This is a genomic window from Helicobacter sp. 11S02629-2 (assembly GCF_002272875.1).
Taxonomy (GTDB): domain Bacteria; phylum Campylobacterota; class Campylobacteria; order Campylobacterales; family Helicobacteraceae; genus Helicobacter_I.
Window position 1 is genome coordinate 1 of sequence record NZ_MLAN01000014.1, and the last position, 14842, is coordinate 14842.

Below are 14842 nucleotides of genomic sequence, written 5' to 3' on the forward strand. Positions count from 1 at the left end.
ATTAAAGTAGCTTGTATATTTCTTACTCTTTTTATAAAGGCTTTATCTATATAGAAGTAGAAGAATAAGACTATGATGATGATGGCTACTATGGCAGTTATGACTATGATCCAAATTAGGGTGGTTACTGGTTTGAGGGCAATCTTTGCCGGGACAGATACGTAAGAGCCAAGTTTTATACCAAAGGCTGGAAGCGTGAAGGAGTGGTTTGCTATCAAAGCGTAATCACCCCTACTTTGCAAGTAGTTTTCAGTTACGAAGTTTTCACCTTTTAAAACTCTAGCGGCATTTTTTTGGTGCTGTGGGTCAGATGAGAGAGAAGTAAACATTTTGCCATTAGGATGCTGTGCACGGTAGCCAACTATAACTAAGCCATCTGGGTGTACTAAAAAGCGACCAACTTCTGGCCACTGGTCATTACTAGTATCATTAATTATGCCATCAAAGTAGTCAAGATCTATCCTTTGAGATAGCACACCTATAACTTTTCCATCTTTATGCACAGGAAAAGCCATCTGCAAGGAGTAGTAGTCTTTGCCTAGTATATTAGCAGTGTTTGGGGCACCAAAAACTGGCTTATCAGTATCAAGGGCTTGTTTTATGGCAGGAGAGTTTTTTAATATCTCTTGAGAGTTTTGTAAGTCAGTAAAACTTACTTCACTACCACGTTGCAGGGCAGTTATAATTACGTCATCTCCTAGCTGATAGCGTGGATCATCAACTTTTACACCTTTTATATAAAGAGTAGAGGCTAGACCTAGTCTTGTAGAAGCTAGCATAGTGCTAAGCTCTCTTTTTAAAGTAGCAGCACTTAGCTCTATCCCATCATTAGCATTTTTAGCATCACCTAGCAAAAGATCTATCTTGCTATCTACTAGCTTTGTGCTTGTGGCAACTTGAGAGAGGGCACTTTCAGCAGTTCGCCCAACTCCTATAGCTGTGTATCTTAGGGTTGTATCAACTTGCTTCCGCAGGGAATCTTTAGCATTAATTATAACTATGGCTGAAAGTATGACTAGTACTATTATAACTACGATAGCTACTACTAGGCCTACTTTCGTGCTGATGGATCTTCTCATAAACTCTCCTTGCAAGATATGCTCTTTGATTTGATATCAAGTACATAAGTAAAGCAATAATATAAAACTTGAGATAGTAATATAGGGATAATTACACCCAAAAACCTACTCATTGATACGAGTATAATCCTTTTTTTTTTTTTTGTATTGATGGGGGTCATAAAGGTAAAATTTTTATTATATTTTTATTATGATAGTTTAGATGTTAAGTAAGGATACGCCCTAGTTTGCTTATGATTGCGTGAAGTTGAGAATGGTAAAGATAGACTGTATAGAAAAGTGACAAATAATAAGGCTTTTTGTATTAATAGAAAACATAGTGTGTAGATGTCTAATCTAGGTGAAGGCAAGATCGCTTTTTATAAAATCACTGCATGATATGTGGGATTTGTGGGTTTTTGGTTAGGACTAAAGACTTTTAAGCAAGCAGGGTTTGGCTTGCTTAAAATAAGGCTTAGTCTTTTAAAAGAAGCTCATTAATGCTTTCTACATAAGACTTAGCATCTATCAATACTTCTCCATCCATGATCTTAGCGTTATGCACTAAGATGTTTGCAAGCTTCATTTTAGCTGCTTCATCACTCATAGAGTTTAGCTTTTGGACTAAAGGGCTATCGATGTTAACATCTAAGACCTTTTTAGCAGGTGGAGGAGTTTGCCCCATCTGCATAAAAAGCTGTGCCATAGCAGCCGCTTCAGCATCAGTGCTTAAAGCTAGGGGCTGGCTAAGGTTTTTAGTAAGTCTTACATTTGAAAAAGCATCCATATCTTTGAAAACTTTTAAAGTGCTTTCATAGGCTTTATTCTCTTCTTCACTTATCTCATCTCCAACTACTTCTTTTAAAGCTTCTGCACTAAAGATATCAAGTAGTTTTACATCTTTATAAGTGCCTATTTGAGGGATTACGTACTTATCAACTTCATCGCTAAATAAGAGGACATTTACATCTTTAAACTTTTCAAGGATTGGGTTATGTTTCATAGAATCTAAATTTGTACCTATCATATAAAAGATACTTTTTTGAGAAGCTATCATGCCTTCTTTGTACTCTTTAAAGCTTATAGGTTTATCACTTTTAGTTGAGTTTATGCTTAAGATGTCTAAGATTCTTTCTTTGTTTTCATAGTCTTCTAATAAGCCTTCTTTAAATACCACTCCTAGCTCTTTATCAAAAGTGGCTTTTTTATCACCTTCAAGGCCTTCTATCATGCTTAATATTTTTTTAGTAGAAGCTGCTTTTATGTTAGCTAGAATCTTGTTTTGCTGCAAGATCTCACGACTTACGTTTAGTGGAAGGTCATCACTGTCTATAACCCCACCTACAAAACGTAAGTAGCTAGGAAGCAAATCTTTGTCATTATCAGTGATAAAAACGCGTTTTACATAAAGCTTGATGTGGGACTTATAGTTAGCATAACGCAAGTCTGCTGGGGCTTTGTTAGGTAAGTAAAAAAGGCTTTTATATTCAAGATTGCCTTCTACTTTTGTGTGGGTGTGGGCTAGCTCTTCACTACCAAAAAAGCCTAAAGTTTTGAAAAACTCCGCGTACTCTTCACTACTTACTTCAGACTTGTTTTTAGTCCAGATGGCTTTTGCAGTGTTTACTTGCTCGCTTTTTTCAACTAGCTTTTTTTCTTGCTTGTCTTCAGGCTTTTGTTCTTCACCTTCTTTAACTGGTACACTTTCTTCTTCAGTGTAGTTTAAAAATATCGGGAAAGAGATGTGGTTTGAGTACTTTTTGATGACGTTTTGTAAGCCCCACTTAGAGCTAAACTCTTTGCTGTCGTCATTTAGATATAAAGTGATGCTTGTGCCATAGTCTTCTACTTTAGATTCTAAGATCTCATACTCGCCACTTCCATCACTTATCCAAGTAAAGCCCTTAGTGCTTAGTGCTTTTTTAGTAGTAACAACAACTTTGTTTGCAACCATAAAGCAAGAATAAAAGCCAACACCAAACTGCCCTATGAGGTTAGAATCTTTTTGTTTATCACCACTTAGGTTTTCTAAAAAGCTTTTAGTTCCAGACTTAGCTATAGTGCTTAGGTTGTCATTAAGCTCTTTTTCATCCATACCTATACCATTATCTTTGATAGTTAAGGTATTTTTAGCTTCATCAAAACTTATATCTATGCGTGGTTTAAAGTCTAGATTCTTATAAGCGTCATCGCTTAAAGTTAGGTAGTTTAGCTTATCTAATGCATCACTTGAGTTGCTTATAAGCTCTCTTAAAAATATCTCTTTATGAGAGTAGAGTGAGTGGATCATAAGGTTTAGAAGTTGTTTTATCTCAGTTTTAAAAACTTGCTTTGCCATGTAATATCCTTTAGTAAAATTTTAGCAATGATAGCATAAGTTTGATAAATATTTATTAACTTTAGTTATTAAGACTAAACTTATCTAAGCTTAAAAGACTAATATAATCTTAGTTTTTATAGATCATACTTTAGTGTATCGCCTCGCTATTAGCTTCTACTTCTATGGTCATGATGTTAGTTTTTGGATCAAAACTACTTTGCCAGTTTCTAAGCTTTATGTGCTTATACCCGCTTTTTAAAGCGTTGTAGGTAGACTTTAGGCTTTTAAACTGGCACGTATAAAGAAAGTCTTTCCCGCCATGCTCACACTTATATTCAAAATGCAAAGGCTTATAGCCTATATCTTCAAAGGACTCACTCATAGTTGTTATAGGCTTTGGAGGTGCTATAGAGATGCTAGAAAAGCTAGCTATAGGGTGCGCGCAGGCTATTAGGATAAAAGCTAGCATGCTTGAAAGTAGTAGGGGCTTCATCTCGCTTCTCCTTTGTTATCTCTAAGCTCTAAGCAGCTTTTAGTATAAACATGACCAAAGTTAAGACTAGAGTGCCAAACTGAGACATCTTGATAGGTTTTTAGGGGGCTGGATTCTAAAAGGGAAGTAAAGGTTAAAGGCTTATTATCCTTGCTTTTATAGAAAAAGATCTCTTGATAGCAGACCTTACTTATGATGTGAGTTTGATTAGCTAGTGGCTTTGAAGGGGTAAGGAAGCTTATGCTTCCAAGGTTTAAAGTCTGGCTTGCACAGCCTGTAAGCAAGACTAGGCAAAAAGGTATAAACGTGTTAAATCTCATGTAACATATCCCAATTAGAAATTAGGTTAATTATACAAACAAAGGGGCTGTTTTAATGACTGATATAAGCACTAACATCTGGCATCCTTGCTCGCAAGAACAGATGTATATAGATAAGATCTTGCCTATGCTTGAAGTAGTTAGGGCTAAAGAGCTTTACTTATATGATAAAGATTCTAAAGCTTATATGGACTGCATTTCTAGCTGGTGGACTAATATCTTTGGCCACTGTAATGACTACATAGCAGAGGCTTTAAGTGCCCAAACAAAGACTTTAGATCACGTCTTGCTAGCTGGTTTTAATCACCCTCAGATTCTAAAACTTAGCACTAGACTTCTAGAGCTTATGCCTAAAAATCTAGGGCAGGTGATGACTAAGTGCTTTTATGCTGATAATGGCTCTTCTGCTATAGAAGTAGCCTTAAAGCTAAGCTTTCAAAAAAGCTATATGGAAGCAAACTGCAATCCTAAAAAGGCTAAAACTAAGTTTTTAAAACTGCAAGATAGCTATCATGGCGAGACTTTAGGGGCTTTAAGCGTGTGTGATGTAGGGCTTTACTCAAAAGTTTATGAGCCTTTGCTTTTAGATTCCATAATCTTGCCAACGCCTAAAGATGATGATATAGAATCTTGTCTTAAGGCTTTAGAATCTATCTTAGAAAAAGAAAGCACTAATATCTGTGCTTTTATCTTAGAGCCATTAATTCAGTGTGCAGGTGGCATGAAAGTGCTAAGTGCAAGTTTTATAAAAAGGGCTTGTGAGATAGTCAAAAGCCAAGGCATAGATGTCATCTTTGATGAGATAGCAGTAGGTTTTGGTAGAAGTGGAGAGATGTTTGCCTTAGAAGAAGTTGGCTTTATGCCAGACTTTTTATGTCTTTCAAAGGGCATCACTGGGGGATTTTTGCCTTTATCAGTTGTGCTTACTAATGAAAGTGTTTACAAGGCTTTTTTAGGTGATATGTCTAGGGCTTTTTTACACTCTCATAGCTATACTGGAAGTGCACTAGCTTGTGCTTGTGCTAATGCCACTTTAGATATCTTTGAAAAAGAAAATGTGATAGAGAAAAATAAGATTCTAAGTAAAGATATACTTACGCTTTGGAAAAGTTTAGGCGAGCTAAAAAGCGTTAGTGAAGTAAGGGCTAAAGGTATGATTTTTGCCTTAGATTCTACTTTAGATACTAAGACTATCTATAATGAAGCCCTTAAAAAAGGCTTTTTGTTTAGACCACTAGGGAGTTGCATATATCTTATGCCACCTTACATCATAACTCTTGATGAAGCCAAAAAAGCTATAACTACCTTAAAAGACATAATGTTTAATCTCGAAAAGGAAAGCACTTGAAGTACTTTTACTCATCCTTTATCATAGCTATCATTGGCTTAGTTATAGCCTACTTCATAGGCTCATATCAAGCCCTTTATATCTGTGTTTTGCTTAGTATCTTAGAAGTTTCTTTAAGCTTTGATAACGCCGTGGTTAACGCTAAAATCTTAGACACTATGGATGCTAAGTGGAGAAGGCGTTTTATCATCTATGGGATTCCAATAGCAGTCTTTGGTATGCGTTTAGTCTTTCCTATAGTCATAGTTTCTATAGTTGCTAAGATGGGGCTTTATGAGACAGTACACTTAGCGATATTTGACCCTCACTTATATAAAGAAAACCTAGAAGCCAACAAAGAAGGAATCTATACTTTTGGTGGGGGCTTTTTACTGATGGTCTTTTTAGAGTTCTTTTTTAGCAAGGAAAGAGAAGTTAGCTGGCTAAAGTTTTTAGAAGATAACCCAGTCACAAGATGGCTTAAAAAGCTAGAAAATATCTCTCTTATAATAGCTTTAATAGTAGGCGTAGTTTTAATCTCACTAAGCCAATCTCATCTTATAGCAGTAAGCTACTTTTCATCCATCCTTCTTTATGTGGTTATATCCTCTTTTATGGGTGCTCTTAGTAAAGATGGAGTTAGAAGTGGGGTAATAGGCTTTTTGTATCTTGAAGTACTAGATGCATCATTTAGCTTTGATGGGGTTATAGGGGCTTTTGCTTTAAGTGAAAATATATTTATCATAATGATAGGGCTAGGAATAGGGGCTATGTTTGTAAGAAGTATCACTATCTATCTAGTTGAAAAAAAGACCCTGCAGTCTTTTATCTATCTTGAACATGGTGCCCACTACGCTATCCTTGCTTTAAGCATTATCATGTTTATAAAACTAACCCATGAAGTAAGTGAGTTAATAACTGGTCTTATAGGCATAGCTTTTATACTAGTAAGCTTTATAAGCTCTCTTATTTATAAGAAAAAGCATCCACAAGCTTAGAGTTTGTAATAATAGATACTTTTAAAAGTATATTTAGTTATGCTTGATGCAACATTACTATTAAAGTTAGTCTTTTAATGCCATAAGACAACACATACAAAACGATGTCTTTTAGTGCGCTCTTATTCAAAGTAAGAAAATATCTTATAACCGCCATCTTGAAGGTATTTATCTTTTTGCATAAGTTTTATATCGCTTTTCATCATGTCTTTTACTAGGGCTTTTAAGTCATACTCTGGCTCCCAGTTAAGTAGATTCTTAGCCTTGCTTGGATCTCCTAATAAAAGCTCAACTTCTGTTGGTCTAAAGTAGCGTTTATCAACTGCTACTACTTCAGTGCCAGATTTTATCTTATACTTGCCTTCACACTTTACTACCACTCCTACTTCATTAATGCCTTCACCTTTAAACTCTACTTCAATCCCTAGCTCTTTAAAACTAAGACGCACAAACTCTCTAACTTCAGTAGTCACTCCAGTAGCTATAACAAAGTCGCTTGGTTTTTCTTGCTGTAAGATTAGATACATAGCGCGTACATAGTCTTTTGCATGCCCCCAGTCTCTTTTTGCACTCATATTTCCAAGGTAGAGTTTATCTTGAAGCCCAAGGGCTATCTTTGAAACTCCACGCGTTATCTTACGTGTTACAAAAGTCTCCCCTCTTATAGGGCTTTCATGGTTAAATAAGATTCCATTGCTAGCAAAAATATTATAAGCCTCTCTGTAATTAACACTTATCCAGTAAGCATAAAGCTTAGCTACAGCGTAAGGACTGCGTGGGTAAAAGGGCGTAGTTTCACTTTGAGGTACAGCTTGTACAAGACCATAAAGCTCGCTTGTGCTTGCTTGATAGATCTTAGTGTAGTTTTCAAGCCCTAGGATTCTAATGGCTTCTAAAAGGCGCAACGTGCCTAGTGCGTCGGCATTTGCCGTGTACTCTGGAGTATCAAAACTAACTGCAACGTGGCTCATAGCAGCAAGATTATATATCTCATTAGGCTTAGTTTCTTGGACTATGCGGATAAGGTTAGTAGAATCTGTTAAGTCACCATAAAAGAGTTTAAATCTAGAATCTTTTGCGTGAGGGTCTTTATAAAGATGATCGATTCTATCTGTGTTAAAAAGCGAGCTCCGGCGTTTTATACCATAAACCATATAGCCCTTATTAAGTAAAAACTCTGCTAAGTAAGCCCCATCTTGCCCTGTGATACCTGTGATTAATGCTACTTTTTCCATTTGTTTGCCTTAAAATATTAATTAGTTTGGATTATAACAAAGTGTAGGTTTTAGGAGTTAGGATTTAGGGCTTTAAGCATGTAAAAGCTTGCTTTTAGATTCTAGGTCATATCATTACGCTAGGTGTAAAACAGCATTCTTTTAACTCTAGATATCATTTTGTAAGGCGTATTAAAAGGCGATGCTTTTTCATGCTTTTTATTTTGCTAATTCCAACTAGTGTGTATACTCTTTTGCCCATTCTTCCATCATCTTTTTTTCTTTTGGATTTAGATTTATATTATAAGTTTTACTCATATATAAGTAAGTCCTGCCAATCTTCCCTTTAGAATAATTAGCTGGGTAAAACTTCCTAGCTTTAAAGTCTGTATAGACTTTGCAGTTGCCATACTCAGTGTATTTTAGATTCTTTGGGGCTTGTGCGTATCTAAAGTTGCTTCTATCGCCATTTATCTCGCCAACTGCAGGTACTAAGTTGTTAGTATCGCCTTCCATCTTTTGGAAAATAGGGTCTTTTTCACAAGCCTTTCTACCACCTTTATGCCAGCAAGCTAGATGATGGCCAAAGTTATAAGCAGGCATGATGTGTTCCCACTCTATGCGTCTAGCACGCAAGTTAAGCTTGCCTTTTTTAGTGTACTTATTACGTGGGGTGTAGTTTGGACTTGGTAGGAGTTCAAAGCTAGTATGTTTACCCTTATGGACTACTTTAAAAGGCACTTGGCAGTAAAAGTCTAACTCTTTGCTTGGTGGCAAACTAGCATAATGTTTAGTTAGCTCTCTTTTAGCTTCAGCAAAGTTGCTAGCAGCATAACTCATACTTAGGGTTGCCAAAAGTGTTAAAAGTCCTAGTTTTAGATAGCTTTTTTTAAAGGCTAAGCTTTTAGATTCCATCACCACTTAACCTTAAACTCTAAGCTTCCAAAGATACTATCATCTTTTTGCATAAGCCCTTTTACATAGCCGACATTAGCACCAAGGGCTACTTTACTTCCAAGTCCTAGCTCTCCACCAAGCAAGATTTGCACATAGGTGTTATTAAGACTTTTGGCTTTATAAACTAGGCCTTCAGTTATAACTAGTCCACTATCACTTAGTCCTAGCAAGCCTTTAAAACTTGGGATAAGATAGATATAAGATGTGTCATTAAAGTACTTTCTTAGCTCTAGTCCTAACCCGCCATTTAGATAAGTGCTATTTTTAGTATAGAAGCTAGATATAAAAGAGTTAGTAGCAAGGCTAGGCTTATGCTGCAAGTTTAAAGTGTAGCCTAGACCCAAAAAAGGCTTTAACATAAAAGCATAACTAGGTCTAAATATAAGGCCATATCTTAGCTTTGAGTTTAAGCTAGTGCTTAAAAAGCTTTCTTTTCTAGTTAGTAAGTTATCTTTATCATCTAGGCTTAGGTTGTTATCTCCTATATTAAAAGAAGCTAGTAAGTCTAACTCACCTCTTTTAAAAAGCACACCTAAAAAGCTAGCATAGATTCCAGCTTCATAGTTTTGAGATCTATTATCTAGGCTTAAAGTAGTAAGTGATGTATTAGAGTTAGCACTAGCAAAACTTGCATAGATTCCAAGTAGGGCTTTGTTAAAAGTCCTATCATAGCCTAGACTTACTCCATAGATATTAGCACTGCTTGCTTGTAAAGCTCTATTTGCCCCTAGCAAGTTTATCCATGCTGAGTTTTGCTTTTTTTCTACTAAGTCAAGTATGGTTTTTAGTAGTAGCTTATCGCTTTGTATGTCGCTTTGTGTGCTGCCAAGTGTGTTTTGTACTAAAGCAAGCCTTGTTTTAGAATCGATATTTTTTAAGCTTATACCTATAGGATTAGCTGCTTTTATCATCCTAGCAGTTGATATAAGGCTAATGCTTTCTTGCATGGTCTTATTTACCTCTTGTGGGAGGTTAAGTGAGGCTAAAGCACTAAGGTTAGAATCTAGTTTTGCTACTTCTTTATCAAGTCCTCCATTTGCTAAAAGACCCTTATTTATCATCTCATTAAACATAGCATCACTACTAACTAGCATCTTTTTAAGTTTGTCTTTATTGGCAGTGCCGCTTATCTTTTCTAGAACTTCTTTTCTTAAGGTGTCGCCTAGACTTTCTTTTGGCACTACATTTAAAGGAGAGGTAGTTGAAGTTTCATTAGTACTTTTTGCATCGCTGTTAGATTCTGTATTAGATGTTTGGTTTTTATCTTTTTCTTTTTGTAGTTTTTCTTGTGCTTCTTTTTCAGCTTTTTCTCTTTGCTGTTTTTCTCTTTCAAGTCTTTCTTTTTCCAAACGTGCTTGCTCTTCTTTTTCTTTTTGTCTTTTTAGTGCGGCTTGTTTTTCTTTTGCTTCAGCCTCGGCTTTTTCTTTTGCTTCTTCTTGCCTTTTTGCCTCCTTTCTTGCTTCTTCTCTTGCTTTTTCTTCGGCTTTTTCTTTTGCTAGCCTTTTTTCTTCTTGCAATTTTTCTTCTTGCAAGTCAGCATTACTCTTAGCTGTAGTAAGACTACTAGGCTTAGTTGTTATCTTAAAGCCTATGTCTTTGGTGCTTAAAGTAGATTCTATAAAGGTGTTATCACTTAGCTTTCTTAGTCCTTTAGTAGTGCTAGTGTTAAAGTTGATGTTGTTTTTAAAGCTGCTTTGAAGACTTGCGTACTTAGAATCTTTACTAGTGACTTTACTAGCCCCTTCAAAGTAAGAGATCCCTTCATCTGCGCTTAATAAGATGTAGTTTTTATCCAGATAAGTGCTAAAAAAATCTAGCATTGGCAAAGCTACATTGATATAAGAGTTAGCACTAAAGCTAGCAGTTTGTACTTTTACAAAGGGGATGGCTTCTTTTAGTGTTGCTATATCAAAGTTAAGACTACCACTTTTAACATTTAAGGCTTTAAACTTGCTTGCTTTACTAAAGCTTACAACTCCAAAGTTATCTAAGTTTAGCGTGCCTAGGGGTTGTGGACTAGAAGCATTAGAGTTAGGGTTAATGCCACCAGTAAAACTTGCATGGTTGATATTTAAAACGCTATTGCTCCCTAAGGCTATATCGCCTTTAAAAGAAGTAGGAAGCAAGCTAGGGTCTAAGTAGCTATCAGCATTAAAACTTATCTTTAAAGCTTCATCTTTTAAGTCTTGGGCGTAGAGAACTCCATAAAGCCTATCTACATAAACTCTCTCTCCATTTTTTATACCAAGAGTTAAGCTAGAGTTAGATTCTAAAGTAGCATTAGCTTGCGTGCGTGCGTAAAATCCTATATCAAGGCTTGTGCTTTCTTTTATATTAATGCCATTTTGGAATCTAAAGGTGTTATCTTCCCAGTCGCTTTGAAGGGCACTAGGCTGCACTCCCCATGAAAGAAGTTTGCTGTTTGCTTCTAAGGCTGGGGTATCTATAAGCATACTTTTATTATAAGCATGCAGCACTGGGTTACCTTGCAAGGTTAAGCCAGAAGATTCTATATCAAGCCTTCCTTTGAGATCTGCCCCACCATCTAAAAGCAGCTTATGACTACCATCAGACTTATAAGTTATATCCAAGTTATTAGTAAAGGATCCATGATAAGCTTGCATGTTAGCGTTAGTTGAATCTTTGGCTTTTTTAAAGCTAGGATCTGGATTTAGATTCTTATAGGGGTTTATGTCATCTTTAGTATTATCTAGCGTTATGTTTACATTTTTTATAGCAGTGTTAGTTAGGATTCCACCTTTATCATAGGCGTTAAACTGAGATAGGCTGATGCTTTGTCCATTAAGATCTAAAGTGCCTCCATCACTTCCAAAGTAGAGTTTATCAAAGTCAAGTTGATTATCTCTTAGTAGTTTGACACTAGCGCGTCCACTTACTATCTCTAAGCTATTAAAGGCCTTGCCATTTTGTTGGTCTAACTCTACTGCTCCCTCGCCAATAGATGCATCGCCTAGATTATCCCCACTGCCTTGTATTAAAAGCGTGCCTTTACCTACTTTGTGAAGGCTATCATTTTGCATGCCTTTTAGCTTCCAAGTGACTTTTTTACCTGCATCTATATCAAGCCCAGCACCCACCCAGTAAGTATTAGAATCTTTCCCACTAACTATATAGTTGCCCTTAAAGTAAAGTGCCCCAGTTCCTAGGTTTATGGAATCTGCTAATTTTATATTTACATTTTTAGAATCTTCATGACTAAAAACTAAGTCTTTGGTAAGTGTCCCAAGTCTAAGCCTTCCTAGCTCAGCTGTGTTTTTGTCCCTATTTGACTTATCTATACCTATATACTCATAAGTCTTATCGCTCTGAGTTAAAGTGCCCTTGCCATTATTATCATAAAGATTCCATGTTATGTCTTCATTGCTAGTTAAAGTAGCACTTATAAAGGTTTTTATATAGTCAAATGCATCATGGTCTATTATGACTGCATTGCTTGGGTCGCCAACTCGTGGCAAGCCACCGCTACCACTTTTTGAACTACTAGAGTGATTAGCAAAAAGATACCACTGCTTTTTGTCTTCATCATAAATATAAAGTGGACTACCACTATCTCCACTATCTGCCCCACGCCATAAGGCTTGCTTTTCTCCAAATGCATTAGTAGTTTCGTAGCGATAAACTCCATTACTGCCATTATTAAGCGATATGATGATGCCACCTGTTTTATAGCCTAGTGGACCAGCTAACCTTACTGTGTTCTTACCCGGCTCTATGCCATACATAGCACCAGCACCTATGCCTACTACATCACCAAAGTTAGTATGAGTTCCTATAAAGTTAGCTGCCCTTAGTTCTTCATTACTATATCTAGTAGCTAGGCTTGGCAAGGGTCTAGTGCTAGTTACTAGCTTGTTAAAACGCCCAACGTAAAAATCTTTTGGCTTACTCCAGTTACCTCTTTTATCAGCGATTATGTAATAGTTTGTCTCGCCATTAAATGTTATCCCGTTGCTTCCTTGATAGCCAGTGTATTTGCCTTCACCATTTAAGCTAGTTGATATAAAGCCACCTGAAGTCATGTGCCCTACACTTACTCCATATCTTTCATTAAACATAGTGACATTACCCCTTACATCACTATTACCTGAAAAATCAGGCACTGATTTTATATAGCCAGCGATACTTCCATCTTTTTTATAAACTGCTACATTAGTAGCTCCAGCCTTAAAACGACCCTTATTATCAGCGTAATCTAAATACTGCTGAAAATCTACATCAGTTCTTATACCACCAGCTTCTATAAAAGGGCTAAGAAGTATGCCAAGGGCTAGGCTAAGTTTTAATTTCATATTTGAACTCTAAAGCGTGATGTTAAAAGGGGCAAGGTATAAAGGAGGGCAAATAAGAAAAGCAAGAAAACTAAAAAGAAAGCCAAAAAAGTTAAGAAGGCTAGCTTGATAGTGTTTATATATCTTGGCTTTTTCATTTTGTATCCTTGCTTGCTAGGCTTGATTCTAGCTTTTTGTAGTTTAAGATTTATAAAAATATTAATAAAAAGTAGAATCTTTTATAAAAAATTTTAGCCTAAAGCAGAGTTGCTAGATAAGAGTAGCTACCTAGCATTAAAAGCACCTAAGACTACTTTGCTTCTTTGTTTGTGCTTTCTTGTCTTAACTTTTTAGCTTCTTTTGGTTTTAAAAGCTTAATGCTTGTATCATAGGTATCTTTTCCTACTTTAACTTCCACTTTTAAAGTCCCAGCCTTTAATCTACTATAAGGTATAAGCACAAAGCCGCCTTTTGCACTGTCTTTAAGAAGGGTATTTTTTCTAAGGTAGTTTTGATATATAAGTGCATTTGCTTGATTGATAGCGTTTTGTTTAAGCTGGGCTTGTAGGGTTGATCTTGCTATAGCGTAGTTATAAAAGCCATAATTAAAGCCAAGACCATAGATTCCAAAAGGCACAAATGGTGCGTAAAATGGTGCACTAAAGTAGATATCACTTGGGCTAAGAGTAGTGCTTATATCAGCTGGCTTAGTATAGATTCCATAATCATAAGCAGCATCACTTAGATTTAAGTTAGCCCACTTTAACTCATCATAGTTTAAAGGGTAAACTTGCTTGCCATTCATGTAAAAATAAAGATTTGATACATCAAAGATACTTGAAGTATCTTTACTTTCTGCGGTTACAAAAAGCACTAAAGGAGTAGTGTCAAAACCACCGATTTTTTCTTGACCTACTTCTAGTTGTATCTTAGAGCTAGGCTTAGAATCTTGATAGATCTTTATGCCATTATCATAACTGCTGATTTGACTTGGCTGTAAGACTAGGCTAGTACAGCCTGTAAGAAATACTATACAAGTAAGTATGGTTAGATATAACTTCATTTGCTTTCTCCTTTTGTGAGATGTGGTTTTGGTTAAAGACTAAAAAATCATACATCAATTTATATTAATGTTTTTGCCTTAAAGCTTTGAAAGCTTGATGCTTGTTGTGTAAGAGTCACTTCCTACTTTAACGTTTACTTTTAAGATGCCACTTTTTAACTCTCTATAAGGTATAAGCACAAAGCCACCTTTTGCATTTATAGTCTTTCCTTCTGCTAGGGTGCTTTTTTTAAGATAGCTTTTATAGATTAGGGCGTTTGCTTTATCTATGGCGTTTTGGTTAAGTTTGGCTTGGAGGGCTTGCTTTGAGGCAGCATAGCTATAAGGAGTATATCTTATGCTAAGGCTGTGTATGCCATGAGGTCTATATATTATGCTTCTATTTAGAGGGTGTTTGTTTGCAGCCATAACGCTATTTGCATTTTTTGGTTTGATATAGATTCCATAATCATAAGCAACATCGCTTAGATCAAGTTTGGCTTTTTTCAACTCAGTGTAAGTTAGAGGTTTTACCTCTTTGTCGTTCATGTAAAAGTTTATATTTGATAGATCAAAAGTGTTTGCGCTGTTTTTACTTTCTACTGTCACAAAAAGCACTAGTGGAGTAGCTTCAATACCGCCTATTTCTTTTTGACCTACTTCTAGTTGAAACTTAGAGCTAGGCTTAGAATCTTGATAGATTTTTATACCGTGATCATAACTGCTAATTTGGCTTGGTTGCAAGGCCAAACTAGCACAACCCGTTAGAAACATTATGCAACCTATTATCATAATTGATACCTTCATGACTTATTCCTCGCTAT

Annotated in this window: 11 protein-coding genes; 2 read left to right on the top strand and 9 right to left on the bottom strand. The window is 36.1% G+C overall.

The window, feature by feature from the left end:
* The 4 genes from BKH40_RS07400 to BKH40_RS07415 form a co-directional block, all read right to left on the bottom strand.
* On the bottom strand, positions 1-1079 hold a 1079-nt coding region (locus tag BKH40_RS07400; protein ID WP_143428470.1), incomplete at its 3' end, for a cache domain-containing protein.
* Positions 1080-1533: 454 nt separating this feature from the next.
* Positions 1534-3396 (bottom strand): molecular chaperone HtpG, encoded by a 1863-nt coding sequence (htpG, locus tag BKH40_RS07405; RefSeq protein ID WP_095278288.1) that lies wholly within the window; start codon positions 3394-3396, stop codon positions 1534-1536.
* A gap of 130 nt (positions 3397-3526) precedes the next feature.
* On the bottom strand, positions 3527-3871 hold the full coding sequence (locus tag BKH40_RS07410) for a hypothetical protein (protein ID WP_095278290.1): 345 nt from the start codon (positions 3869-3871) through the stop codon (positions 3527-3529).
* Positions 3868-4191, bottom strand: coding sequence for a hypothetical protein (locus tag BKH40_RS07415; RefSeq protein ID WP_095278292.1), 324 nt, complete (start codon positions 4189-4191; stop codon positions 3868-3870). Before BKH40_RS07415 ends, BKH40_RS07410 begins: the two co-directional genes overlap by 4 nt.
* Before the next feature lie 55 nt (positions 4192-4246).
* Here BKH40_RS07415 and bioA point away from each other — a divergent pair, with 55 nt between their 5' ends.
* Together bioA and BKH40_RS07425 are read left to right on the top strand one after the other, a co-directional pair.
* A complete protein-coding gene (gene bioA, locus BKH40_RS07420; RefSeq protein WP_095278294.1) occupies positions 4247-5539 on the top strand; it encodes an adenosylmethionine--8-amino-7-oxononanoate transaminase in 1293 nt (430 codons plus the stop codon).
* Positions 5536-6516 carry a DUF475 domain-containing protein gene (locus tag BKH40_RS07425; protein WP_095278295.1) on the top strand — a complete coding sequence of 327 codons (981 nt, stop codon included), beginning with the start codon at positions 5536-5538 and terminating at the stop codon, positions 6514-6516. Before bioA ends, BKH40_RS07425 begins: the two co-directional genes overlap by 4 nt.
* A gap of 122 nt (positions 6517-6638) precedes the next feature.
* Here the strand turns inward: BKH40_RS07425 and gmd are convergent, their stop codons facing one another.
* The 5 genes from gmd to BKH40_RS07450 form a co-directional block, all read right to left on the bottom strand.
* Positions 6639-7751 carry a GDP-mannose 4,6-dehydratase gene (gene gmd, locus BKH40_RS07430; RefSeq protein ID WP_095278297.1) on the bottom strand — a complete coding sequence of 371 codons (1113 nt, stop codon included), beginning with the start codon at positions 7749-7751 and terminating at the stop codon, positions 6639-6641.
* Between the two features lie 216 nt (positions 7752-7967).
* Entirely contained in the window at positions 7968-8645 is a 678-nt protein-coding gene (locus BKH40_RS07435; protein WP_095278300.1) for an endonuclease, read from the bottom strand.
* On the bottom strand, positions 8645-12997 hold the full coding sequence (locus BKH40_RS07440) for a S6 family peptidase (protein WP_095278302.1): 4353 nt from the start codon (positions 12995-12997) through the stop codon (positions 8645-8647). Before BKH40_RS07440 ends, BKH40_RS07435 begins: the two co-directional genes overlap by 1 nt.
* Before the next feature lie 289 nt (positions 12998-13286).
* The gene (locus tag BKH40_RS07445; protein ID WP_095278304.1) at positions 13287-14039 is read right to left on the bottom strand and encodes a hypothetical protein; all 753 of its coding nucleotides are present in this window, start codon (positions 14037-14039) and stop codon (positions 13287-13289) included.
* 78 nt (positions 14040-14117) lie between these two features.
* Complete coding sequence (locus BKH40_RS07450) at positions 14118-14825, bottom strand: hypothetical protein (protein WP_143428471.1); 708 nt, start codon at positions 14823-14825, stop codon at positions 14118-14120.
* Positions 14826-14842: the final 17 nt, after the last annotated feature.

Excerpts from the sequence above, each read along its gene's own strand:
- BKH40_RS07415 (WP_095278292.1), bottom strand. The coding sequence starts at position 4,191 with ATGAGATTTAACACGTTTATACCTTTTTGCCTAGTCTTGCTTACAGGC.
- BKH40_RS07410 (WP_095278290.1), bottom strand. The coding sequence starts at position 3,871 with ATGAAGCCCCTACTACTTTCAAGCATGCTAGCTTTTATCCTAATAGCC.
- BKH40_RS07440 (WP_095278302.1), bottom strand. The coding sequence starts at position 12,997 with ATGAAATTAAAACTTAGCCTAGCCCTTGGCATACTTCTTAGCCCTTTT.
- BKH40_RS07445 (WP_095278304.1), bottom strand. The coding sequence starts at position 14,039 with ATGAAGTTATATCTAACCATACTTACTTGTATAGTATTTCTTACAGGC.
- BKH40_RS07435 (WP_095278300.1), bottom strand. The coding sequence starts at position 8,645 with ATGGAATCTAAAAGCTTAGCCTTTAAAAAAAGCTATCTAAAACTAGGA.
- BKH40_RS07450 (WP_143428471.1), bottom strand. The coding sequence starts at position 14,825 with ATGAAGGTATCAATTATGATAATAGGTTGCATAATGTTTCTAACGGGT.
- bioA (WP_095278294.1), top strand. The coding sequence starts at position 4,247 with ATGACTGATATAAGCACTAACATCTGGCATCCTTGCTCGCAAGAACAG.
- gmd (WP_095278297.1), bottom strand. The coding sequence starts at position 7,751 with ATGGAAAAAGTAGCATTAATCACAGGTATCACAGGGCAAGATGGGGCT.
- htpG (WP_095278288.1), bottom strand. The coding sequence starts at position 3,396 with ATGGCAAAGCAAGTTTTTAAAACTGAGATAAAACAACTTCTAAACCTT.